The following is a 21,215-nucleotide window of genomic DNA, read 5'->3' as shown; positions in this document are numbered from 1 at the left end:
ACTGGTTTCGGGGTCATGTGATCACGCCTTCAGAAGACTCGCAATAGCGTCGCGGACCGCTTCCATCGACTGCATGCCGTTCACGGTCTGCAGATTGCCCTTGGCATAATAGTAGCCGGTCAGCGGCGCCGTCTTCTTGTAATATTCCTTCAGGCGTCCCGCGAAGACCTCGGCATTGTCGTCGCTGCGCACCGGCTGGCCGGCAGCAGCAGCTTCGGCCGCGCGCTTCTCGATCCGGCCGACGAGCGCTTCGTCATCGACGACCAGCTCGATCACCGCATCCAGCGACAGGCCCTTCTTCGCCAGCAGCTCACCCAGAGCATCCGCCTGCGGCAGGGTGCGCGGGAAGCCGTCGAAGATGAAGCCGCCTTCAGAACCCTTGTCGAGTTGCTCCTCGATCAGGCCGATGACGATCTCGTCGGTCACCAGCTGACCTGCATCCATCACCGCCGCGACCTTCAGGCCCATCTCGGTGCCCGAAGACCGCGCAGCGCGAAGCATGTCGCCGGTCGAGAGTTGAACCATGCCGCGGGTCTCGACGAGGATACCCGCCTGGGTCCCCTTGCCGGCGCCCGGAGCGCCCAGAAGAATGATGTTCATCGCAGAGCGGGCCCTTTGCGTTGGGTCTTGCCGCGGTTCTTGCCGCGCAGTTGCGAGCGCTCGAGCAGGCCTTCGTACTGGTGCGCGACCAGGTGCGATTGGACCTGGCTCATCGTGTCGAGGGTCACCGCCACGACGATCAGCACCGAGGTGCCACCGAAGTAGAAGGGAATCGACAGCTGCGAGCGCAGGATTTCCGGCATCAGGGCGACGGCAGCCAGATACAGCGCGCCGACGGTGCAGATACGGGTGACGATGAAATACAGGTATTCCTCGGTCCGCTTGCCCGGACGGATGCCCGGAATGAAGCCGTTCTGGTTCTTCAGGTTCTCGGCGACGTCATCGACCTTGAACGACACGTTGAGCGTGTAGAAGAAGGTGAAGAAAACGATCAGACCCGTGAAGAACAGCAGGTACAGGGGCTGGCCCGGCCCGAAATAGGCGAGGATCGTCGCCATGATCGGGTTGGTCGAGCTGCCCGAGAAGGTCGACAGCGTCGTCGGCAGCAGCAGCAGCGACGAGGCGAAGATCGCCGGGATCACGTTGGCCGGGTTCACCTTGATCGGCAGGTGCGACGAGCCGCCGTCATACACCTTCATGCCGACCTGACGCCGCGGGTACTGGATATGCACCTTGCGCAGTGCACGCTCCATGAACACGACAAAGGCCACCAGCCCGATCATCATCAGCATGATGCCGACGATCACCGGCCACGAGATGGTACCGGTCCGGCCCTGCGACAGGAACTGCGCCAGCTGGGCGGGAACCTCGGCGATGATGCCGACGAAGATGATCAGCGAGGTGCCGTTACCGATGCCGCGCGCGGTGATCTGCTCACCCAGCCACATCAGGAACAGCGTACCGCCAACCAGCGTGATCACGGTCGAAACACGGAAGAACCAACCCGGATCGGTGGCCAGATCCCCGGCTTCCAGCGAAATCGCGAGGCCGTAGGATTGCACCAGCGCCAGGAACACGGTGCCGTAGCGCGTGTATTGGTTCAGCTTGCGACGGCCCAGCTCGCCTTCCTTGCGGAGGTTCTGCCACGGGCCGTACATCGAGGCGACGAGCTGCACGATGATCGACGCAGAGATATAGGGCATGATGCCCAGGGCGAAGATCCCCATGCGGGCAATCGCGCCGCCGGTGAACATGTTGAGCATGCCGCCAATGCCGGCGGCCGCATCGGTCATGAACTCGCGCAGCGAGTTGCCGTCGATGCCGGGCACAGGGATATAGGTCCCGATGCGGTAGACGATCAGCAGTCCGATCGCGAAGAAGATGCGCTGGCGGAGGTCCTTCGCCTTGGCGAGCGTGGCCCACGAGGTGTTGGCCGCCATTTGCTCTGCAGCAGAAGCCATGTTCCCGTCTCTTTCATGACAGCGCCGCCGAGCCGGGTTCCGGTCGGCGGCGCAGGAAAACCCATGCGGATGATGTAAGGGGCGAGCGCGTCGCCCACAACACCTTATTCCGCGGCTTCGGTCGCCACGACGGTGGTTTTCAGCGAGCCGCCGGCTTTCTCGACCGCTTCAACCGCCGCTTTCGAGGCGCCTGCGACGACGATCGTCAGCTTCTGAGCAACGTCACCCTTGGCCAGCACGCGGACACCGTCCAGCTTGCGGCGCACGAGGCCCGACGCGACCAGCACGTCCTCGTTGATCTCGGCCTTGGCGTCGATCTTGCCGGCTTCGATGAACTTGACGATGGCGCCCAGGTTGACGACGGCCCATTCCTTGCGGTTCGGCTTGTTGAAGCCGCGCTTCGGCAGGCGGCGGTACAGCGGCATTTGGCCGCCTTCGTACGCGTTGATCGCCACGCCCGAACGCGATTTCTGACCTTTGATACCACGGCCGGCGGTTTTACCCTTGCCCGAACCAGGACCACGGGCAACGCGCTTCTTCTTGCGGGTTGCGCCTTCGTTATCGCGAATTTCGTTCAGTTTCATTGTCGCATCTCCTGTGCCGGAATACCCCGCCTGCGACGGAAAGGGGCAACTCGGCTTGCGTGTCTGTGAATCGGCACCTCATGCGCCGATCGGGGGCGTATAGACGGGATGTCGCCACGGTTCAAGCAAGATCACGCCGCCCCTGAAACCGCTGTCCGACGGAATGGCCACCCTTCTGCGTTGATAGGGCAACACAAAGGACAGCCAATGACCCAAACACCCTTCCCCACCCCGGTCCTGACCCGCCGCCACGCGCTGACCCTGCTCGCCGTCGGCGCCAGCGGCGTGATGATGCCGCGCCTTGCCTATGCCGACACCAGCGCGCTGATCCCCGGTGCCGATGTCTGCGCCCTGACGCCCGAAGTGACCGAAGGGCCCTATTACCTCGATACCGGGATGATCCGCAGCGATATCACCGAGGGCAAACCGGGCCTCGCCCTGTCCCTCCGGCTGCAAGTCGTCGATGCCGCCTGCCAACCGATCGAGGGCGCCCGTGTCGACCTGTGGCATTGCGACGCGCAGGGGGTCTATTCCAGCTTCGGCGGCGACAGCGGCCAGACCTCGGCCGAGGGTGAGACCTTCCTGCGCGGCACGCAGATGGCCGATGCGCAGGGCTTGGTGCAGTTCCAGACGATCTATCCCGGCTGGTATCGCGGCCGGACCACCCATATGCATTTCAAGGTCTGGCTCGATGAGACGCAGGTGCTGACCGGGCAGATCTTCTTCCCCGACGCCCTGTCGCAATACCTTTACGAGAACGTCGAGCCCTATCAGCGCGACGCCACCCGCGACACTTACAACGGCAACGACGGCATCGCCCAGCAGGCGACGCGGGCCTCCTACGCCGCGCTCACCGAGGGCGCCGAGACCTATCTCGCGCAGATGATCATCGGCGTGGACCCGATGGCCGTCTCGTCCGCCGGGATGGGCGGTGGCGCGCGTCCCGGCGAGCGCCCGGATGGCCCGCCGCCGGGCGGCATGGGGCCGGATGGCATGGGCTCAAGCGGGACCGCGGGCAGCCCTTACCTGCCGGGCGACGCATAATACCTGCGATGGCGCGCAGCGGGCCGGTCCCGCTGCCGCTTTCCGCCGTCGCGTGGCCATAATTCGTTCAGGCATATGCTCTATGGCTGAGCCATGGCCCAGATCTACCGATTCGCACTTGCCGCCCCTATGTTCTTCCTCGCCGCGCTGCTGGTGGGGCTGACGGCGCAGACCGACCATTCCCTGCTGGCCGATCCCTTGGCCCTGCTGCTGGTGCCCTCCCGCCCTGGTGCAGGGCTGGTGGCGGGTCTGGTGGCCATGGCCGGGCTGCTGCATGCCGCCCTCGGACTTGCGCTGGCAAAGGACCCGGACGGGCCCGGACGGATGGCCCCGCGGCTGATCATTGCCCTAGGCCTCGCCTGCATGCTCTGCGCCCTCGGGTTTCCCATGGATCTGCCCGGCAGCGAAGGGACGCCCGAAGGCGCCGCGCATATCGCCTTGGTCGGCCTCAGCGCGCTGCTGACCCTCTCGGCCGCGATCCTCTGCGCCCGGATCGCCGCTTCGGCGGCCGAGCGGCTGGCCTCGGCCATCGCCGCCGTGGTCATGCTGTGTGGCGGGATCTTCTCTGGCGTGGCGGAAGGCCTCGGCCTGCCCCTCGCCGGTCTGGGCGAGCTGGTGACGCAGCTGACGTCGCAGCTGTGGCTGGCCGGCCTCGCGTGGTGGGGTGCTCAGCGCACCCGCACCGGCAAGCTCGCGTAACCCCGGAAACGCGCCAGCGGCACCATCGACGACTCGCCATTCGCCGCCAGCTTCGGAAAGCGCCGGACAAGCCCGCCGAGGGCGATCCGCCCCTCCACCCGCGCCAAGGTCGCGCCGAGGCAGATGTGGATCCCCGTCGCAAAGGCGAGATGCCGGTTCGGCTTGCGCCCCAGATCGACACGATCCGGTTCCTCGAACACCGCCGGATCGCGGTTCGCCGCGGCGATCGAGGTGTGGATATACGTCCCCTTCGGCAGCACCACGTCGCCAAGGTCGATATCCTCGCCCGCCAGCCGGTTCCCCTGCTGCAGGGGGCTCTCCACCCGTAGAAACTCTTCGACAGCCGTGGTGATCAACTCCGGCTCGGCCAAGAGGCGCCGATGCTCATCGGGGTTGTTCAACAGGATGCCGACAGAATTGCCGACGAGGCTGGTCGTCGTCTCGTGCCCGGCATTCAGAAGGAAGATGCAGTTCTGCATCAGCTCCTCTTCGGACAGTTTACGCCCATCGATCTCGCCGAAGATCAGACTCTCCAGCACCTCGCCCTCCATCGCCCCCTCACGGTTGCGACGGCGATGGTCGATGATGTCGGTGAGGATCTCGGTGAACTCCGTCACCGCCTCGTTGCCGGCCTTCAGCCGCTCCGGCGGGACCACGGGGTCCAGCGCGCCCAGAATCGCCAGCGAGTAGCCGCGCAGCTTTTGGCGATATTCCGGTGGGATCCCCAGCATGAACGAGATGATCTCGGTCGGCAGCACCTTGGCGAAATCGTCGATCAGATCGAGTTCACCCTTCTCCTCGACCTGATCGAGAAGCCGGTCGACGATGCCTTCGATCAGCCCCTCGAACACCGCCAGCTTGCGGGGCGTGAAGGCCGAGGCCAAGAGCTTGCGCACCACCGTATGATAGGGCGGATCGTTGAACACGAGGCTGGTCGTGTGATGCGTGTGCAGCGGGCATTCACCGAATTTCTTGCCGAATTCCTCGGTCTTGTCGGACAGCATCGCGCGAGATTGATAGACCTTCAGCACATCCGCATGCCGGGTCAGAAACACCGAGCCATCCGCATTGCGATGCACCGGGCTTTCGCGCCGCAATGCGTGCAGGACCGGATAAGGGTCACGGATATACTCCATGCCGATCGCGTTCAGATCGAAATTGGCGACGTCCAGCATGCTGCCCTCCCCTGCTGCCGCGCCAGAGTGAAGCAGCCCGGCGACGGGGGCAAGAGCCGATCATCGCGGATGCAACGACGCCCTATTCAGCGACGCGCGGGATGAAGACCGCGATGTCGCCCAGCACCTCGTTCACGCCCCAGGTCCGCAGATACAACCGACCGTTGAGGATATAGAGGTCCTTCACCGGGTATTCCGACGGCGAGTAACCGTCGTTGCGGCTGAAGCGTATGAAGGCATCCACGCGCTCCTCGCCCGGCTCGATCACGGCAAAGAGGTCCGGCGGCATGCTGGTATCCACCGCCCGCATGATGCCCAGCACCTCGTCATAATCGGTGATGCGCTCATCCCCCATCCGGCAGACGGCCTCCAGCCCGACGCCGGCGACCGTGCCGCCAATGCTCAGAAGCGGCGAATCCGCGCCGACCAGCGCGACCGCCGATCCCAGCACCCGCGCCGTTCGGACAAGGAAGCCGGCATCAGGCTGCGGCGCGCCGGTGCCGGTGGCGCCAACGCTGGTCTCTCCGGTGATCGGGTTGATCATCAGGTAAAGCATCGGGGTGGTGTCGTCGGGCCCGGCGCTGGCGGCCCGAGCGGCCTCGACGGCGGGAGATTCGCGCCGGGCGACCAGTTCGGACAGCCGATAGTCGCAAAGCCCGGCCTGCGCGGCGACGGGCATGAGGCCGACGATGGTGGAGAGAATCAAGACGGCGGAACGCATGGCTACCCTCTTCCGGGACGGCCCACAGCTACCGGGCGCGCAGCCCTGCCGGAAGAGGGCGCCGCTTCAACTCTTCGCGGGCGCCGGCATGAGAAAAGGGCGGGGTTTCCCCCGCCCTTTCAATCCGTCTGAACCGTGAAGGCTCAGGCTTTTTCTTCGACGATCGCAACCAGGTGCGGGATCGAGTTCACCATGCCGCGCACGGAAGGGGTATCTTCCAGCTCACGGGTGCGGTGCATCTTGTTCAGGCCAAGACCCTTCAGCGTTTCGCGCTGGATGGCCGGGCGACGGATCGGCGAGCCGATCTGCTTGACGACGATGGTAGCCATTGTCCGGTCTCCTTAGGCTTCGGTCGGCGCATCTTCCTTGCGGAGGATGTCGGCGACTTTCTTGCTGCGACGCTGGGCGACCTGACGCGGGCTAGCCTGCTTCTTCAGGCCGTCCATGGTCGCACGGATCATGTTGTACGGGTTCTGCGAGCCGAGCGACTTAGCGACGACGTCCTGCAGACCCAGCATTTCGAAGACGGCGCGCATCGGGCCGCCCGCGATGATGCCGGTACCGGCAACCGAGGTCCGCATCACGACGCGACCGGCGCCATGACGGCCCTCGATGTCGTGGTGCAGGGTGCGGCCGTCACGCAGCGGCACGCGGATCATCTGGCGCTTCGCCTGCTCGGTGGCTTTGCGAACGGCCTCGGGGACCTCTTTCGCCTTGCCTTTGCCGAAGCCGACGCGGCCCTTCTGGTCGCCAACGACGACGAGCGCGGCGAAGCCGAAGCGCTTACCACCCTTGACGGTCTTCGACACACGGTTGATCGCAACCAGGCGATCGGCGAATTCCGGGGTCTCTTCGCGATCTTCGCGACGGCCCCGACGGTTTTCACGTTCTGCCATGAAAGGCATTCCTTCTGTCAGGTGGCGCAGGCTCTGCCACGCCGATGGTTTCCGATCGCAGTGGTAAGCCAGCCTGTCCGGTTAGGAAGGCTGGCAAACCCTCGATCATCGAGGCGGTCCGGGAAACCCAAGCCGCCTGCAGGGATCAGAACTTCAGGCCGCCTTCGCGGGCAGCGTCGGCCAGGGCTTTGATCTTCCCGTGGAACAGGAAGCCGCCACGGTCGAAGTAGCATTCCTCGACGCCAGCCGCTTTCGCGCGCTCGGCAATCAGGGCGCCCACTTTGGTCGCCGCGTCGATGTTGTTCACACCGACAACGCCCAGGTCCTTTTCGAGCGTCGAAGCCGAGGCGACCGTGATCCCCTTGGCGTCGTCGATCAGCTGGACGCTGATGTTCTTGTTGGAGCGGTGAACCGAAAGGCGCAGACGGCCGTTCGCGGTTTTCCGCAGTTTGTTCCGGACGCGCTGACGACGCTTCTGGAACAGCTTGAGCTTGGTGTTCGCCATCTGTCGCGTCCTTACTTCTTCTTGCCTTCCTTACGGAAGATGTACTCACCCTTGTAGCGGATGCCCTTGCCTTTGTACGGCTCGGGGCGGCGCCACTCGCGGATGTTCGCGGCCACTTGGCCCACCTGCTGAGCATCGATACCTTCGATGACGATCTCGGTGGGTTTCGGGGTCGTCACGGTGATGCCCTGCGGAACCTCGAAGATGACTTCGTGGCTATAGCCCAGCGAGAGCTTCAGGTCCTTGCCCTGCATCGCGGCGCGGTAACCCACACCCTGCAGTTCCAGTTCCTTCTTGAACCCGGTGGTCACGCCGACGGTCAGGTTCTCGACCATCGAGCGGGTCATCCCCCACTGCTGACGAGCACGCTTCGAGGTGCCACGCGGGGTCACCTTGATTGCGCCGTCTTCCTGGGTGATCGTGACGTCATCGGTCGCCTTGAAGGTCAGGGTGCCTTTCGGACCCTTCACCGACACGGTCTGACCCGAGATGGTCGCAGTCGCGCCCGAAGGCACAGCGACAGGCTTCTTGCCGATACGAGACATGACAGCCCTCCTCAGAACACGCGGCAGAGCACTTCGCCGCCGACATTGGCAGCGCGTGCATTCGCATCCGACATGACGCCCTTCGGGGTCGAAACCACCGAAACGCCCAGGCCGTTGCGGACCGACGGGATTTCTTTGGCGCCGGCATAGACGCGACGGCCCGGAGTGGACACGCGCTTCAGTTCCCGGATCGCCGGTTCACCGGACGAGTACTTGAGCTGGATGTCCAGCTCGTTGTGGCCTTCAGCCGTGGTCACACGCTCGTAACCGCGGATGTAGCCTTCGTCGGCCAGCACGTCGAGAACCCAGGCACGCAGCTTGGAGGCCGGGGTGCGGACGGTCGATTTGCCACGCATCTGCGCGTTGCGGATGCGGGTCAGCATATCGCCGAGAGGATCGTTCATCATCACCGTTCCTCCTTACCAGCTCGACTTGACCATGCCCGGAATGTGGCCGTTCGACCCCAGTTCACGCAGCATGATCCGCGACAGTTTGAGTTTGCGATAGTAGGCCTTCGGACGGCCGGTCAGTTCACAACGGTTGTGAAGACGGGTCGCCGACGAGTTGCGGGGCAGCTCGGCCAGTTTCAGGTTCGCCTTGAAGCGGTCTTCCATCGAGGCGTTGGGGTCGGTGGCGACTTCTTTCAGCGCAGCACGCTTGGCGGCATATTGCTGCACCAGCTTCTGACGCTTCTTCTCGCGTTCGACCATGGATTTTTTAGCCATGTTTTCCTCTCCTTCCGCGTCAGGCCATGAACGGCATGTTGAAGTGCTTCAACAGTGCCTTGGCTTCCGCGTCGGTTTTCGCGGTGGTGCAGATGATGATGTCCATACCCAGAACGTCGTCGACCTTGTCGAAGTCGATTTCCGGGAAGACGATGTGTTCCTTCATGCCCATGGCATAGTTGCCACGGCCGTCGAACGAGTTGCCTTTCACGCCGCGGAAGTCGCGGACGCGGGGCAGAGCGACGACGATCAGACGCTCGAGGAACTCATACATCCGGTCGCCGCGGAGGGTGACCTTGGTGCCGAGCGGCATTTCTTCACGAACACGGAAGCCCGCGATCGAGTTCTTTGCCTTGGTGATGACAGCCTGCTGGCCAGCAATCAGGGTCAGGTCGGCCTGGGCCGATTTCACCTTCTTGGTGTCCTTGACGGCTTCACCGACGCCCATGTTCAGGACGATCTTGTCCAGACGCGGGATCATCATGTCGTTCTTGTAGCCGAACTCTTCTTTCAGGGCCGCGCGAATGCGGTCCTTGTAGTCGGCCTTGAAACGCGGGGTGTAAGTCGCAGCGTCGAGCATCAGATCACGTCTCCCGTGGTCTTGGCGAAGCGCACTTTCACGCCGTCTTCCACGCGGAAGCCGACACGGGTGGCTTTGCCATTGGCGTCGAGCAGCGCCAGGTTCGACAGGTCGATCGGCTTCGCCTGCGGAAGGCGGCCACCCTGTTCGGTCTGGCTTTGCTTGGTGTGACGGATGGCGATGTTCACGCCGTCCACGATGGCCTTGCCGTCCTTGGGCAACACGGAGGTGATTTCACCCTGCTTGCCTTTGTCCTTGCCAGCCAGAACGACGACCTTGTCGCCTTTCTTGAGTTTCGCAGCCATCACAGCACCTCCGGCGCCAGCGAGATGATCTTCATGAAGTTCTTCGCGCGCAGCTCGCGAACGACCGGCCCGAAGATACGGGTGCCGACCGGTTCGCCCTGGTTGTTCAGGATGACGGCAGCGTTACGGTCGAAGCGGATGGCGGTGCCATCTTCACGACGAACTTCTTTGGCGGTGCGGACGACGACGGCCTTGCGGACGTCACCCTTTTTCACACGGCCTTTCGGAATGGCTTCTTTGACCGACACAACGATGATGTCGCCCACGGAAGCATAGCGGCGATGCGAACCGCCCAGAACCTTGATGCACTGAACTCGGCGAGCGCCGGAGTTGTCAGCAACATCCAGATTGGTCTGCATCTGGATCATGGAAAGTCTCCCGACCTTTGGGGGTTATCCCCAGGGTTTCGTAGAACCCTGGCGAGGGGTGAATTAGGCGGTTGCCTCGGTCACGACGCGCCAGCGCTTCGTTTTCGAGATCGGGGCGCACTCTTCGATGCGAACAGTGTCACCGACCTTGAATTGGTTCAGAGGATCGTGCGCGCGATATTTCTTCGACGAGCGAACGGTCTTCTTCATGACGGGGTGCGTGAAGCGGCGCTCGACGAGGACGGTGATCGTCTGCTCGTTCTGGTCCGAGGTCACGGTGCCTTGCAGGATGCGTTTGGGCATGTCTCGTTATCCTCAGTTCGCCGCCGCTTCAGCGGCTTTTTGGTTCAGGACGGTCTGCACGCGGGCGACGTCACGACGGACGGCACGGATGCGGGCCGTGTTTTCCAGCTGGTTGGTGGCTTTCTGGAAGCGGAGGTTGAAGGCCTCCTTCTTCAGCGCCACGAGGTCAGCACGGAGCTGATCCGGGGTCTTCGAGTTCAGTTCGGCAGCGTTCATACGCCTGCTCCTTTTCAACATCACCAGAGGGCCCGTGTGGGTGACCCTGTGTCCGGTGGAGTCAATGATGAACCCGCTGATTCCGACACCGGAATCCGCGGGATGCTGCGCTATAAGGGAGGACGCCCGCCATGGCAAGCACCGTGCGTCGGAATCCGCCGAAATCCTCAGGGATTTTACACAAAGGCGCCGCGCTTTCAGACGGAACCTTTTTCGCCGTCGCTGTTCGTCGTTTGGAATCCGCTAACGGATGGCCGGTATGGTGAATCGCATCGACGCTGCTGCTGCCCCGTACTTTGCGCTTGGAGGAGACCATGTACAACCCGTTCCGCCCGTCACTGGCCGCGACCCTGTCTTTCGGCCTCTCGGCGCTGACGCTGATCCTGATGGCTGCTGCGGCCTCGGGTCAGACGCATGGCGCCTCCAGCCACGGCACCGATGCGCATCACAGCGTCTCCGACAGCGTCATTCAGAACCAGCGCATCGCTCTCTCGCGCGCGACCCATGGTGTGGGCTTCGGCCCGCAGGCTCCGCGCGACATCGATCTGGTCGCGGGCTCGAACCGCCGGATCTTCGGTTTCGCCCCGCATTTCAGCCGCATGAACCTGTGCAACATCCATTTCCATGAGGGGGCCGAACATCGCGGGGGCGAATTCACCACCTACATCGGCAATGGCGACGGCAACGGCAATGGTTCGGGCTACGCCTATGACGGTCATCTGACCGATGCCGAGCGTGCCCCCTATACCCATCCGGTCGGCGATGTCGGCCATGGCGCGCTGGTGCCCGGCGACACGATCGAGGTGCATTTTGTCTACTCGACCGCCGATGTCCGCCCCGGCCCGACCCTTGGCTCGTGCCTCGACACCGAGACCGGCAACCCGGAACTGCGGGTCGAGGCGCAGGTGATGGTGCTGGTCAACGATCCCAACGCCGCCAACTTCCTTGAGCTCGCCTCGCTGCAGACCATCGACGGCTATGCCCAGGCACCGAACCTGCCGCGCGACAGCGGCATGCCCATCGTCTACCAAGGCTCGACCACGGGCCCCAGCTACAACGAGAACGGCTCACCCTATCAGGTGACCTGGAGTGTCCGTCCCCGCGTCCTGCGGGTGTCGATCCAGTCGATCGACGCCTGGCTGGGCAACAATGCCTTCGGGGAGGATCACGCCCATGGCGTGCGCAACCTCGTCACCGATCCGGAGCTTCTGTCCGAGATCCGCTTCTGATCTCAGCCCCCCGGCAGGATGACAGGGCGCCCCACCGCGGGCGCCCTTTTCCGTTGACTTGGCCACCCGAACAAGAAACCCTGCGGTTGTGTTTTGGTTAACGGTAGCGCCGGGGGCGTCATGGGTCTCGCAATCATTCTCCTTCTTTTCTCACTCTCGGTGGCCTTGCCCAGTGGCGCGATGGTCGATGCCGGCGATCCCGGTGACGATACCAGTGATGATGGCACCGAAACGCCGGGCGACGATGATCTCCTCGATGATGACGGGGCCGGGGACGAGGATGAAGACGACGGGGACGATGACGACACCGAGGGCGGCGACACCGAAACCCCGCCGGAGACGGACGACCCCGAAGACGAGACGCCCGGCGATGAGGACCCCGAGGACGAAACCCCGGGCGATGACGACCCCGATGAGGAAGACCCCGGCGACGACGATCCGGATGATGAGGATACCCTGACGGGGGACCGGCTGGATCCTGCGGGCTATCGTGGCCGGCAGACCGGCGCGATTTTCCTGTCGGGCGGCGAGACTTTGCGCGCGGACGACACCGATGACCTGATCCTTGCGGAGGATTACGTCAGCCCGGTCCGCCTGACCATCGATGCCGCCGGCGGCGATGACATCATCGATCTGACCGGGGTCGATGATGGGATGAACGTGATCTCTGGCAGCGACGTGACGGGCGGTGACGGCGACGACACGATCTGGGCCGGCACCTATGACGCGACGATTCGCGGTGGGGCCGGCGATGACGTGATGTTCGTCCGCGGCGGCCAGTCCGAGTTTCTGGGCGAAGACGGCGACGACCTGATCCAAGTGAAGCCGCACACTACCGGCGTCGGGGTTGGCAGCGTCATCGATGGCGGCGCCGGGAACGATACGCTCGACGGGCGCCTCGATTACAGGACAACCTTGCAGGGTGGCGCCGGCGACGATGTCCTGATCCTCGCCGCGGCCCAAGACGGCTCGCAACCCGGCTTCTTCGACGGCGGCGAGGGGGATGACACGATCCGGATCGACGGCAGCTGGTATATCCCGACGGGCGAAAGCTTCATCACACCCAGCGGGCGCGGCGGCGAGGGGGCCGATGTCTTCGAAGTGGCCGTGTCCGAGGGTGACGGCGACAGCTCCAGCGTCACCGATGCTTACTTCGCATCGGCTGCGCAGATCGTCGATTTCACCAGCGGCGAGGACCGGCTGGTGTTCGACCTCAGCACATTGGGCGAGAGTTATGCGGCCGGAACGCTTGAGATCGAGCAGATCGACGGCATGACCCCGGCCAGCACCCGCGTCTCGCTGGAGCTGATCGGGCCGGAAGACACCCGCACCATCTCGATCACGCTGCAGGGAACGGCGAGCCTGACCGCCGATGACGTGGAGATCCTCGGCTAGGTCAGGTCAGGGGCGCAGCAGTCGGGCGGAAGGATGGAACAGCTTCCAGCTGAACCAGTATTCGTCCGACAGAGCGACAGGCCGCAGGTCGCCCTGACCCGCCAACGCCTTGCCGCGGAGGGTCCATTGCTCGCCCGTCGCCGCGTCGACAATGTGCAGATCCCGAAGCGACAATTGGCGGCCGTCCTGGTGGAAACCAACCACCCCGCCCCCACCCGAGATCAGCACCACGCCGATCTCGGCGAGAGGGACGACGCCCGCCGCGCGCACCGCATCGCGCTCGACGGCCAGCGGCGGCAGTCCGCGCTCCAATACGCCAATGACATGGGTCCGCGCGGGCAGGCTGGTGTCGTGTTTCGCGCGCGACAGGCCCGGCGTGACCTCGGACGCCATGATCTTCCGCCAGACGCCGGGGATTGGCAGCTCGAATTCCTTCAGGTCGGCCTCGGTGAAGGCAGCGAAGGGAGGCACATCGTCTGAGGCGCGCAGCTCGCGCCAGCTGAGCATCTGGTATCCAACCATCTCCAGCTCACGCGGATGCAGCGGGCCCATCAGCGACTGGAAGCTGGCCTGCTGGAACCAGGTCTGCGTCCGCCGGTCGCCGACGATCATGTTGCCGCCCTTGAAGCTGGCGACGAAGAGCGGGCCGATCTCGGTCACGTCGAAAGGGATCATCGAGCGGCACATGGCGCAATAGGTCACCGCGACGATCCGGTCGCCGAAACGGTCGTTGATGATGTGGTGATGGATCAGGTGATCGAGCGCATAGGCGCGGGTGACGCCGTTATGTTCGACCACGGCGATCTCCATCTCGTCCCGCAGGGGCAGCACCTCGGCCTCGGCATGGGCGGGGAAATCCACCGCCGGGAAGGCCACCGATTGGTGCATGCGGTAGGTCAGAACCACCGACAGCGCCATCACCAGAAGCGGACCCCAAACCGCCAACGGGAAGACCGGCTGCAGCAGCGCCCACAGCAGGGTCAGCGCGGGCAGCGCCCAGGCGAGCGGCTTTCGGTAGAAGGAATGTGCCCGCAGCCAACGCAGGGGCACGGCCTCGATCAAGGCCATCCAGATCGCGCCGGTACCATTGAGCAAGGCCACGACGCCGAGCAAGGAAAAGACAATCAGCATCGTACACCCCCAAGTTGCACTCATGTTACGCCGCCCTCATGGCGAAGGAACACCCCTGAGGCAAGCGGTCGGGGCTGATTAGATCACCACCCCGGCCGTCCCCCGGTGGATGCGGGATTTGCACCAACCCACTGGATGCGTGTAGATCGGCAGCAATTGCGGGGCGCCCTGCCCTGCCCGCATCAGGATCACGCCCATGTCCAAGGCCACCATCGAATCGCTCTTCGTCACGCGCCTCTACCGCGCGCCGCTTTCCGCCTACAAACCGCAGGTCGACCCGGAGGAGCTGGTCAATTCCTGCTATTCCATCGCCGAGGACGACGAGGCCGGTCAGGAATGGTGCGAGGAGCAGGGCTATCCCGGCTATACCTCCTATGCCTCGCTGACCGATCTGCCCTGGCGCTTCCCGATCTTCGCCGACATACAGAAGGCGCTCGACAAGCATGTCGCGGCCTTCGCCAAGGATCTGGAATTCAACCTTGAGGACCGCAAGCTGGTGCTGGAAGATCTGTGGATCAACATCCTGCCGGAGGGCGGGCTGCACACCTCGCATTTGCACCCGCATTCGGTGATCTCGGGGACGACCTATGTGCAGATGCCCGAGGGCACCTCTGCGCTGAAGCTGGAAGACCCGCGCTCGGGCCGGTTGATGGCCGCCCCTGCCCGGCTGAAGGACGCGCGGCGCGAGATGCAGACCTTCGTCTATGTGAAGCCCGAGGTCGGCGACGTGCTGCTGTGGGAGAGCTGGCTGCGCCACGAGGTGCCGATGAACATGGCCGAGGACGAGCGGATCTCGGTGAGCTTCAACTACCGCTGGGAGTGAGGCGGTCGCCTCACCACTCACCGGAGACAGAAAAACCCCCGCCGATCGCTCGGCGGGGGTTTCTTGTTCTTTCGTCAGACTGGAACGTGCCCTGAGGGCGCGCCGATTACCAGTCTTCGCGAACGACGACGCGGGTCTTGATCGGAAGCTTCATCGCAGCGAGGCGCAGGGCTTCGCGGGCGATGTCTTCGTTCACACCGTCGATCTCGAACATCATCCGGCCCGGCTTGACCTTGCAGGTCCAACGGTCGACCGAACCCTTACCTTTACCCATCCGCACTTCGACCGGCTTGGCCGAGACGGGGACGTCCGGGAAGATACGGATCCAGACACGGCCCTGACGTTTCATGTGACGGGTCATGGCACGACGCGCAGCTTCGATCTGACGCGCGGTGATGCGCTCCGGTTCGACAGCCTTCAGACCGTACGAGCCGAAGTTCAGGAGCATACCGCCCTTGGCTTCGCCGTGGATGCGGCCCTTGTGCTGTTTGCGGAACTTAGTCCGTTTCGGTTGCAGCATGACTTACTCTCCTCAGGCGCGGTCGCGGCGATCGTCGCGACGATCACGACGCGGCGCGCTGCTCGGGCCTTCCTGAAGCTCGGCCTGCCGGCGATCGCGCGCCTGCGGGTCATGCTCCATGATGTCGCCCTTGTAGATCCAGACCTTGATACCGATGATCCCGTAGGGGGTCATGGCCTCGGCCAGCGCATAGTCGATGTCGGCGCGCAGGGTGTGCAGCGGCACACGGCCTTCGCGATACCATTCGGTCCGGGCGATCTCGGCGCCGCCAAGGCGGCCGGCGATGTTCACACGGATGCCGAGGGCACCGATACGCATCGCGTTCTGCACCGAGCGCTTCATGGCGCGGCGGAACGAGACACGACGCTCGAGCTGCTGGGCGATCGACTCGGCCACCAGCTGGGCGTCCAGCTCGGGCTTGCGGACTTCAACGATGTTGAGGTGCAGTTCCGAGTCGGTGAAGTTCGACAGCTTCTTGCGCAGGCCTTCGATATCGGCGCCTTTTTTGCCGATGATCACGCCCGGACGCGCGGTGTGGATCGTGACGCGGCACTTCTTGTGCGGACGCTCGATCACAACGCGGCTCACGCCGGCAGCCTTGCACTCTTCCTTGATGAAGTCGCGCATGCGCAGATCTTCAAGGAGCAGGTTGCCATATTCTTCGCCGTCTGCGTACCAGCGGCTGTCCCAGGTGCGGTTGACCTGGAGGCGCATCCCGATGGGGTTAACCTTCTGTCCCATTACGCTTGCTCCTCGCGCTCGCGCACCTTGATGGTGATTTCGGAGAACGGCTTCATGATCTTGCCGAAACGGCCGCGAGCCCGCGGACGACCGCGCTTCATGACCATTTTCTTGCCAACCCAGGCTTCGGCGACGATCAGGTTGTCGACGTCGAGACCGTGGTTGTTTTCAGCGTTGGCGACAGCCGACTGAAGGCACTTCTTCACGTCGATGGCGATACGCTTCTTCGAGAAGGTGAGATCGGACAGCGCCTTCTCGACCTTCTTGCCGCGGATGAGGCCGGCGACCAGGTTCAGCTTCTGCGGCGAGACGCGCAGCATGCTGGCCTTGGCCATGGCTTCGTTGTCAGCCACGCGGCGCGGATTTTGCTCTTTACCCATGACTTACTTCCGCTTCGCTTTCTTGTCGGCAGCGTGCCCGTAGTAGGTACGGGTCGGCGAGTACTCACCGAATTTCTGGCCGATCATTTCCTCAGTCACGTTGACCGGGATGTGCTTCTTGCCGTTGTAGACGCCGAAAGTCAGGCCCACGAATTGCGGCAGGATGGTGGAGCGGCGCGACCAGATCTTGATGACGTCGCTACGGCCGGACTCGCGCGCTTTCTCCGCTTTTTTCAGCAGATAGGCGTCAACGAAAGGGCCTTTCCAAACAGAACGTGCCATGGATTAGCGGCCCTTCTTCTTGGCGTGGCGCGAACGGATGATGTATTTGTCCGTCGCCTTGTTCGAGCGGGTACGGGTACCCTTGGTGTCCTTACCCCAGGGGCTAACCGGCGTACGGCCGCCCGAGGTCCGGCCTTCACCACCACCATGCGGGTGATCGATCGGGTTCATCGCAACACCGCGGACGGTCGGCTTGATGCCCATGTGGCGACGACGACCGGCTTTACCGAGGTTCTGGTTCGAGTGATCCGAGTTCGACACGGCACCAACGGTGGCCATGCATTCCTGACGGACCATGCGCAGTTCGCCCGACGAGAGGCGCAGCTGAGCGTAGCCACCGTCACGGCCGACGAACTGGGCGTAGGTGCCCGCGGCGCGTGCGATCTGACCGCCCTTGCCCGGCTTCAGCTCGACGTTGTGGACGATGGTACCGAGCGGCATGCCCGAGAACGGCATCGCGTTGCCCGGCTTGACGTCGGTTTTCGCGCCCGAGATAACGCTGTCGCCAACGGCCAGACGCTGCGGGGCCAGGATGTAGGCCACTTCGCCGTCTTCGTAGCGGATCAGCGCGATGAACGCGGTGCGGTTGGGGTCATATTCGATACGCTCGACCGTCGCGGCCACGTCGAACTTGCGACGCTTGAAGTCCACGATGCGATAGAGGCGCTTTGCGCCGCCGCCTTTGTGGAATGCCGTGATCCGTCCGGTGTTGTTCCGGCCGCCCGTTTTCGTCAGGCCCTCGGTGAGGTGCTTGACGGGACGTCCTTTCCAAAGCTCCGAACGGTCGATCAGCACCAGCCCACGCTGGCCAGGCGTCGTCGGTTTATACGACTTGAGTGCCATGGTTTCTGTCTTCCGTTGCTTTGCAGGCAGGTTGCCCTGCCTTCCGTTATAGCCCCCCGAAGGTGGCCTGTTCCGGGTGCGTATCGGTTGCCCGAATCGAACCCTGATTCCATAAATCGACAGCCCCGGAACGAATCCGGGGCCGCGCGATGGGCGGGAACTACGCGATTTCCGGCGCCACGTCCATAGGCGGCGCCTGTTTTTTTGGGCTTTCGGCGTGGATCGTCAGCGCTGTCAGCAGCGGAGGACCTTGGCCATCGGTCGGCCCTTGGCGATCTCATCGACAAGCTTGTCCAGGTAGCGGATCTCGCGCATCGTGCCTTCCGGCAGCTCCTCGATCCGCACACCGCAGATCTTGCCGGTGATCGCCGCGCGGGACGGGTTCATGGCCGGAGCCTCGGCAAAGAACGTCTCGAAATCCGTGCCCTGCTCCAGCACCGCCTCTAGACCCGGCTGGTCATGCCCGGTGAGCCAGCGGATCGCCTCGTCGAGCTCTTCGCGGCCGCGGCCTTTCCTCTCGACCTTGGCGAGATAGAGGCGGTACACGCTCGCCACGCTGGTCTTGTAGATGCGGTGATTGTCCATCCAGGCCTCCCTGGGTGCAGGGTGCCTGCTCGTGACCCCAAGCGCAAGAAATAGACCCGCTAACCGTGCGCGAGGCCGTCCGAACCTCAATCAGCTTCCCGGCTAGACCTTCGCGCTGCCGGGACGTCTCCGCGCTGCCTGCCTCGCATATACTCGAAGAAGATTATGATCGGCCCGCCGTAGACGACCGTGAGGGCCGCAAGGCGAAAGTGGGAGTCATCGAACACCGTCGCCTCCCACCAATAGCATCCGGCAAAGCCAAACCACGCCAGGACCTCAAGCATCATCTTTACACGAAAACTCAAACCGACCGTACCTCCAAGGCCCATTCCCAGACCCTGCCGCTCATGGCAGCACGGCTCTCTGAATCCAAACGATCCACCACACCGCCCGCAAATACAAGAAGGCCCCCCACCTTGCGGTGAGGGGCCCTCTTTTGCGTAGGGTGGGGTTACACCCCACCGGCGCGGATCACAGACCGGTGGTCACGTCGATCGCGTTGCCTTCCTCGAGGGTGACATACGCTTTCTTGACGTCCTTGCGCGTGCCCAGGATGCCCCGGAAACGCTTGGTCTTGCCCTTGGTGACGGTGGTGTTGACCGCCTTCACCTTGACACCGAAGAGGGTCTCAACGGCTTCTTTGATCTGCGGCTTGGTCGAGTCGATCGCCACTTCGAAGACGACGGCATTGGCTTCCGAAGCCATGGTCGCTTTCTCGGTGATGATCGGCTTGCGGATCACGTCGTAATGTTCAGGCTTAGCGCTCATGCCAGTCGAGCCTCCAGAGCTTCGACACCCGCCTTCGTGATCACCAGGGTGTCACGCTTCAGGATGTCGTAGACGTTCGCGCCCATCGACGGCAGCACATCGACGCCATCGAGGTTGCGAGCGGCAGCGGCGAAGTTCGCGTTCACTTCGGCGCCGTCGATGATCAGGACCTTCTTCCAGCCCAGATCGTTCACGGCCTTGGCGAGCAGAGCAGTCTTGGCTTCGGCCATGTCAGCCGCATCCAGGATAACCAGCTTGCCAGCGGCAGCCTTGGCCGAAAGCGCATGCTTCAGGCCGAGGGCGCGAACTTTCTTCGGCAGGTCGAAAGCGTGCGACCGCGGGGTCGGGCCCTTGTAGACACCACCCTTACGGAAGATCGGCGCCTTCTTGGAACCGTGACGAGCGCCGCCGGTGCCTTTCTGGCGATAGATCTTCTTGGTCGAGTACGACACTTCCGAGCGACCCAGCACCGAGTGGGTGCCGGCCTGCGCCTTGGCGCGCTGCCAGCGCACCACACGGTGCAGCAGGTCGGCGCGGGGCTCGAGACCGAAGATCGCGTCGTTCAGGTCGACTTCACCGGCCTTGCCGGCGTCGAGCTTGATCACGTCGAGTTTCATTCATCAGCTCCTTCAGCGGCAGGCGCAGCCTCGGCAGCGGCGGTCGCTTCGGCGGCTTTCAGGCCGGCCGGACGCGGCGCGTCAGCGTGGGCGGCTTTCTTGACCGCGTCCTTGATGGTGACCCAGCCACCTTTCGAGCCCGGAACGGCGCCCTTGACCATGATCAGGCCACGGTCGGCGTCGGTACGGACGATCTGCAGGTTCTGGGTGGTGACGCGGACGGCACCGAGGTGACCCGCCATCTTCTTGCCCTTGAACACCTTGCCGGGGTCCTGGCACTGGCCGGTCGAACCGTGCGAACGGTGCGAGATCGACACACCGTGCGAGGCGCGAAGACCACCGAAGTTGTGGCGCTTCATAACACCGGCGAAGCCTTTACCGATCGAGGTGCCGGCGATGTCGACGAACTGACCGGCAACATAGTGCTCGGCCGAGATCTCGGCGCCAACTTCGATCAGGTTTTCCGGCGAGACGCGGAATTCGGCGACCTTACGCTTCGGGGCGACGTTCGCTTTCGCGAAGTGACCACGCATCGGGGCCGAAACACGCTTCGCTTTCGCCGTGCCGGCGCCCAGCTGAACCGCGGTGTAACCGTCGGTGTCAGAGGTGCGCTGCGCGACAACCTGCAGCGAGTCGAGTTGGAGAACGGTCACGGGAACCTGCTTCCCGTCCTCCAGGAACAACCGGGTCATGCCCAGTTTCTTTGCGATAACTCCAGAGCGCATCGGTAGAGCTCCTTAAACCTTGATTTCGACATCGACGCCGGCAGCGAGGTCGAGCTTCATGAGCGCGTCCACGGTCTGCGGGGTCGGGTCGACGATGTCGAGAAGACGCTTGTGCGTCCGGATTTCCCACTGGTCGCGCGACTTCTTGTCGATGTGCGGGCCACGGAGAACCGTGAACTTCTCGATTTTGTTGGGCAGCGGGATCGGACCGCGGACCTGAGCGCCCGTGCGCTTGGCCGTGTTGACGATTTCCGCGGTCGAAGCATCGAGCACGCGGTAATCGAAGGCCTTGAGCCGGATGCGGATGGTTTGACCTTGCATCGTTTTTCCCTCGGGTTGGCAGGTGGGGACGGGAGGGTTTCCCGGCCCCACCCCACCGCGTTACTTACTTGATGATTTTCGAGACGACGCCGGCGCCGACGGTACGGCCGCCTTCACGGATAGCGAAGCGCAGCTTCTCTTCCATGGCGATCGGGGCGATCAGCGAGACTTCGAACTTCAGGTTGTCGCCCGGCATCACCATCTCGGTGCCTTCCGGCAGCTTCACGG

Annotated in this window: 33 protein-coding genes and 1 pseudogene; 5 read left to right on the top strand and 29 right to left on the bottom strand. The window is 63.7% G+C overall.

The features are described from left to right. Positions 1 to 21 precede the first annotated feature (21 nt). From BCY78_RS20405 to rplO, 3 genes are all read right to left on the bottom strand, one after another. Positions 22 to 600, bottom strand: coding sequence for an adenylate kinase (locus BCY78_RS20405; RefSeq protein WP_068305524.1), 579 nt, complete (start codon positions 598 to 600; stop codon positions 22 to 24). Beyond that, entirely contained in the window at positions 597 to 1,961 is a 1,365-nt protein-coding gene (gene secY, locus BCY78_RS20400; protein WP_068305523.1) for a preprotein translocase subunit SecY, read from the bottom strand. The genes BCY78_RS20405 and secY overlap by 4 nt, the downstream gene beginning before the upstream one ends. A 104-nt stretch (positions 1,962 to 2,065) precedes the next feature. Next, on the bottom strand, positions 2,066 to 2,545 hold the full coding sequence (gene rplO / locus BCY78_RS20395) for a 50S ribosomal protein L15 (RefSeq protein ID WP_068305521.1): 480 nt from the start codon (positions 2,543 to 2,545) through the stop codon (positions 2,066 to 2,068). Between the two features lie 207 nt (positions 2,546 to 2,752). On the opposite strand from rplO, the gene BCY78_RS20390 reads away from it, so the two are divergent. Both BCY78_RS20390 and BCY78_RS20385 read left to right on the top strand, forming a co-directional pair. Next, complete coding sequence (locus BCY78_RS20390) at positions 2,753 to 3,589, top strand: intradiol ring-cleavage dioxygenase (RefSeq protein WP_068305520.1); 837 nt, start codon at positions 2,753 to 2,755, stop codon at positions 3,587 to 3,589. A 93-nt stretch (positions 3,590 to 3,682) separates the two neighbouring features. Beyond that, on the top strand, positions 3,683 to 4,288 hold the full coding sequence (locus tag BCY78_RS20385; RefSeq protein WP_083195199.1) for a DUF998 domain-containing protein: 606 nt from the start codon (positions 3,683 to 3,685) through the stop codon (positions 4,286 to 4,288). Here the strand turns inward: BCY78_RS20385 and BCY78_RS20380 are convergent. From BCY78_RS20380 to rpmC, 13 genes are all read right to left on the bottom strand, one after another. Next, entirely contained in the window at positions 4,258 to 5,463 is a 1,206-nt protein-coding gene (locus tag BCY78_RS20380; RefSeq protein WP_068305515.1) for a cytochrome P450, read from the bottom strand. The genes BCY78_RS20385 and BCY78_RS20380 overlap by 31 nt on opposite strands. Before the next feature lie 82 nt (positions 5,464 to 5,545). Next, the gene (locus BCY78_RS20375; RefSeq protein ID WP_068305514.1) at positions 5,546 to 6,184 is read right to left on the bottom strand and encodes a hypothetical protein; all 639 of its coding nucleotides are present in this window, start codon (positions 6,182 to 6,184) and stop codon (positions 5,546 to 5,548) included. A 143-nt stretch (positions 6,185 to 6,327) separates the two neighbouring features. Then, positions 6,328 to 6,513, bottom strand: a complete 186-nt coding sequence (gene rpmD, locus BCY78_RS20370; RefSeq protein ID WP_068305512.1) for a 50S ribosomal protein L30 — start codon at positions 6,511 to 6,513, stop codon at positions 6,328 to 6,330. A gap of 12 nt (positions 6,514 to 6,525) precedes the next feature. Next, positions 6,526 to 7,080: a 30S ribosomal protein S5 gene (gene rpsE / locus BCY78_RS20365; protein WP_068305511.1), complete on the bottom strand. Its 555-nt coding sequence runs from the start codon at positions 7,078 to 7,080 to the stop codon at positions 6,526 to 6,528. Between the two features lie 145 nt (positions 7,081 to 7,225). Next, positions 7,226 to 7,585, bottom strand: a complete 360-nt coding sequence (gene rplR / locus BCY78_RS20360; protein ID WP_068305510.1) for a 50S ribosomal protein L18 — start codon at positions 7,583 to 7,585, stop codon at positions 7,226 to 7,228. An 11-nt stretch (positions 7,586 to 7,596) separates the two neighbouring features. Beyond that, positions 7,597 to 8,130, bottom strand: coding sequence for a 50S ribosomal protein L6 (gene rplF, locus BCY78_RS20355; RefSeq protein ID WP_068305509.1), 534 nt, complete (start codon positions 8,128 to 8,130; stop codon positions 7,597 to 7,599). Positions 8,131 to 8,141: 11 nt separating this feature from the next. Then, positions 8,142 to 8,540: a 30S ribosomal protein S8 gene (rpsH, locus tag BCY78_RS20350; RefSeq protein ID WP_199523183.1), complete on the bottom strand. Its 399-nt coding sequence runs from the start codon at positions 8,538 to 8,540 to the stop codon at positions 8,142 to 8,144. A 9-nt stretch (positions 8,541 to 8,549) separates the two neighbouring features. Continuing rightward, positions 8,550 to 8,855: a 30S ribosomal protein S14 gene (gene rpsN, locus BCY78_RS20345; protein ID WP_068305507.1), complete on the bottom strand. Its 306-nt coding sequence runs from the start codon at positions 8,853 to 8,855 to the stop codon at positions 8,550 to 8,552. Positions 8,856 to 8,874: 19 nt separating this feature from the next. Beyond that, complete coding sequence (rplE, locus tag BCY78_RS20340) at positions 8,875 to 9,435, bottom strand: 50S ribosomal protein L5 (protein ID WP_068305505.1); 561 nt, start codon at positions 9,433 to 9,435, stop codon at positions 8,875 to 8,877. Continuing rightward, positions 9,435 to 9,740: a 50S ribosomal protein L24 gene (gene rplX, locus BCY78_RS20335; protein ID WP_068305503.1), complete on the bottom strand. Its 306-nt coding sequence runs from the start codon at positions 9,738 to 9,740 to the stop codon at positions 9,435 to 9,437. Before rplX ends, rplE begins: the two co-directional genes overlap by 1 nt. Further along, entirely contained in the window at positions 9,740 to 10,108 is a 369-nt protein-coding gene (rplN, locus tag BCY78_RS20330) for a 50S ribosomal protein L14 (RefSeq protein WP_013066055.1), read from the bottom strand. The genes rplX and rplN overlap by 1 nt, the downstream gene beginning before the upstream one ends. Before the next feature lie 63 nt (positions 10,109 to 10,171). Beyond that, positions 10,172 to 10,411, bottom strand: coding sequence for a 30S ribosomal protein S17 (rpsQ, locus tag BCY78_RS20325; RefSeq protein WP_068305501.1), 240 nt, complete (start codon positions 10,409 to 10,411; stop codon positions 10,172 to 10,174). A 12-nt stretch (positions 10,412 to 10,423) separates the two neighbouring features. Then, positions 10,424 to 10,627, bottom strand: coding sequence for a 50S ribosomal protein L29 (rpmC, locus tag BCY78_RS20320; RefSeq protein ID WP_068305498.1), 204 nt, complete (start codon positions 10,625 to 10,627; stop codon positions 10,424 to 10,426). A gap of 314 nt (positions 10,628 to 10,941) precedes the next feature. Between rpmC and BCY78_RS20315 the strand changes: the two genes are divergently transcribed. Next, positions 10,942 to 11,856, top strand: coding sequence for a delta-class carbonic anhydrase (locus BCY78_RS20315; RefSeq protein WP_068305496.1), 915 nt, complete (start codon positions 10,942 to 10,944; stop codon positions 11,854 to 11,856). Between the two features lie 159 nt (positions 11,857 to 12,015). Next, entirely contained in the window at positions 12,016 to 13,251 is a 1,236-nt protein-coding gene (locus BCY78_RS20310) for a calcium-binding protein (RefSeq protein WP_139103248.1), read from the top strand. Positions 13,252 to 13,257: 6 nt separating this feature from the next. On the opposite strand, the gene BCY78_RS20305 is transcribed toward BCY78_RS20310, so the two are convergent. Both BCY78_RS20305 and BCY78_RS26230 read right to left on the bottom strand, forming a co-directional pair. Next, positions 13,258 to 14,382, bottom strand: coding sequence for a DUF3179 domain-containing (seleno)protein (locus BCY78_RS20305; protein ID WP_068305493.1), 1,125 nt, complete (start codon positions 14,380 to 14,382; stop codon positions 13,258 to 13,260). 78 nt (positions 14,383 to 14,460) lie between these two features. After that, positions 14,461 to 14,595, bottom strand: a complete 135-nt coding sequence (locus tag BCY78_RS26230) for a hypothetical protein (RefSeq protein WP_255403199.1) — start codon at positions 14,593 to 14,595, stop codon at positions 14,461 to 14,463. Here BCY78_RS26230 and BCY78_RS20300 point away from each other — a divergent pair. Further along, positions 14,579 to 15,205, top strand: coding sequence for a 2OG-Fe(II) oxygenase family protein (locus tag BCY78_RS20300; protein WP_068305491.1), 627 nt, complete (start codon positions 14,579 to 14,581; stop codon positions 15,203 to 15,205). The two genes, BCY78_RS26230 and BCY78_RS20300, sit on opposite strands and share 17 nt — an antisense overlap. A 106-nt stretch (positions 15,206 to 15,311) precedes the next feature. On the opposite strand, the gene rplP is transcribed toward BCY78_RS20300, so the two are convergent. The 11 genes and pseudogenes from rplP to tuf all read right to left on the bottom strand — a co-directional run. Then, positions 15,312 to 15,725, bottom strand: coding sequence for a 50S ribosomal protein L16 (gene rplP, locus BCY78_RS20295; protein ID WP_068305489.1), 414 nt, complete (start codon positions 15,723 to 15,725; stop codon positions 15,312 to 15,314). A gap of 12 nt (positions 15,726 to 15,737) precedes the next feature. Beyond that, positions 15,738 to 16,466, bottom strand: a complete 729-nt coding sequence (gene rpsC / locus BCY78_RS20290; RefSeq protein WP_068305488.1) for a 30S ribosomal protein S3 — start codon at positions 16,464 to 16,466, stop codon at positions 15,738 to 15,740. Continuing rightward, positions 16,466 to 16,846: a 50S ribosomal protein L22 gene (gene rplV / locus BCY78_RS20285; RefSeq protein ID WP_068305487.1), complete on the bottom strand. Its 381-nt coding sequence runs from the start codon at positions 16,844 to 16,846 to the stop codon at positions 16,466 to 16,468. Before rplV ends, rpsC begins: the two co-directional genes overlap by 1 nt. A gap of 3 nt (positions 16,847 to 16,849) precedes the next feature. Next, positions 16,850 to 17,128, bottom strand: a complete 279-nt coding sequence (gene rpsS / locus BCY78_RS20280; protein WP_068305486.1) for a 30S ribosomal protein S19 — start codon at positions 17,126 to 17,128, stop codon at positions 16,850 to 16,852. Positions 17,129 to 17,131: 3 nt separating this feature from the next. Next, positions 17,132 to 17,971 (bottom strand): 50S ribosomal protein L2, encoded by an 840-nt coding sequence (gene rplB, locus BCY78_RS20275; RefSeq protein WP_068305485.1) that lies wholly within the window; start codon positions 17,969 to 17,971, stop codon positions 17,132 to 17,134. A 234-nt stretch (positions 17,972 to 18,205) separates the two neighbouring features. Then, positions 18,206 to 18,556, bottom strand: a complete 351-nt coding sequence (locus BCY78_RS20270; RefSeq protein WP_068305483.1) for a DUF2200 domain-containing protein — start codon at positions 18,554 to 18,556, stop codon at positions 18,206 to 18,208. A gap of 471 nt (positions 18,557 to 19,027) precedes the next feature. Continuing rightward, positions 19,028 to 19,324, bottom strand: coding sequence for a 50S ribosomal protein L23 (locus BCY78_RS20260; protein WP_068305480.1), 297 nt, complete (start codon positions 19,322 to 19,324; stop codon positions 19,028 to 19,030). Next, positions 19,321 to 19,941 (bottom strand): 50S ribosomal protein L4, encoded by a 621-nt coding sequence (gene rplD / locus BCY78_RS20255; protein WP_068305478.1) that lies wholly within the window; start codon positions 19,939 to 19,941, stop codon positions 19,321 to 19,323. Before rplD ends, BCY78_RS20260 begins: the two co-directional genes overlap by 4 nt. Further along, positions 19,938 to 20,666, bottom strand: a complete 729-nt coding sequence (gene rplC, locus BCY78_RS20250) for a 50S ribosomal protein L3 (protein ID WP_068305477.1) — start codon at positions 20,664 to 20,666, stop codon at positions 19,938 to 19,940. The genes rplD and rplC overlap by 4 nt, the downstream gene beginning before the upstream one ends. A gap of 12 nt (positions 20,667 to 20,678) precedes the next feature. Next, positions 20,679 to 20,987, bottom strand: a complete 309-nt coding sequence (rpsJ, locus tag BCY78_RS20245) for a 30S ribosomal protein S10 (protein WP_068305476.1) — start codon at positions 20,985 to 20,987, stop codon at positions 20,679 to 20,681. 64 nt (positions 20,988 to 21,051) lie between these two features. Continuing rightward, a pseudogene (gene tuf, locus BCY78_RS24825) lies at positions 21,052 to 21,215 on the bottom strand (elongation factor Tu); the annotation flags it as partial.

This window comes from Pararhodobacter sp. CCB-MM2 (genome assembly GCF_001691415.1).
Lineage (GTDB): Bacteria > Pseudomonadota > Alphaproteobacteria > Rhodobacterales > Rhodobacteraceae > Pararhodobacter.
The sequence above is the reverse complement of the archived record's forward strand: the minus strand, read 5'-3'. Positions and strand labels throughout refer to the sequence as shown.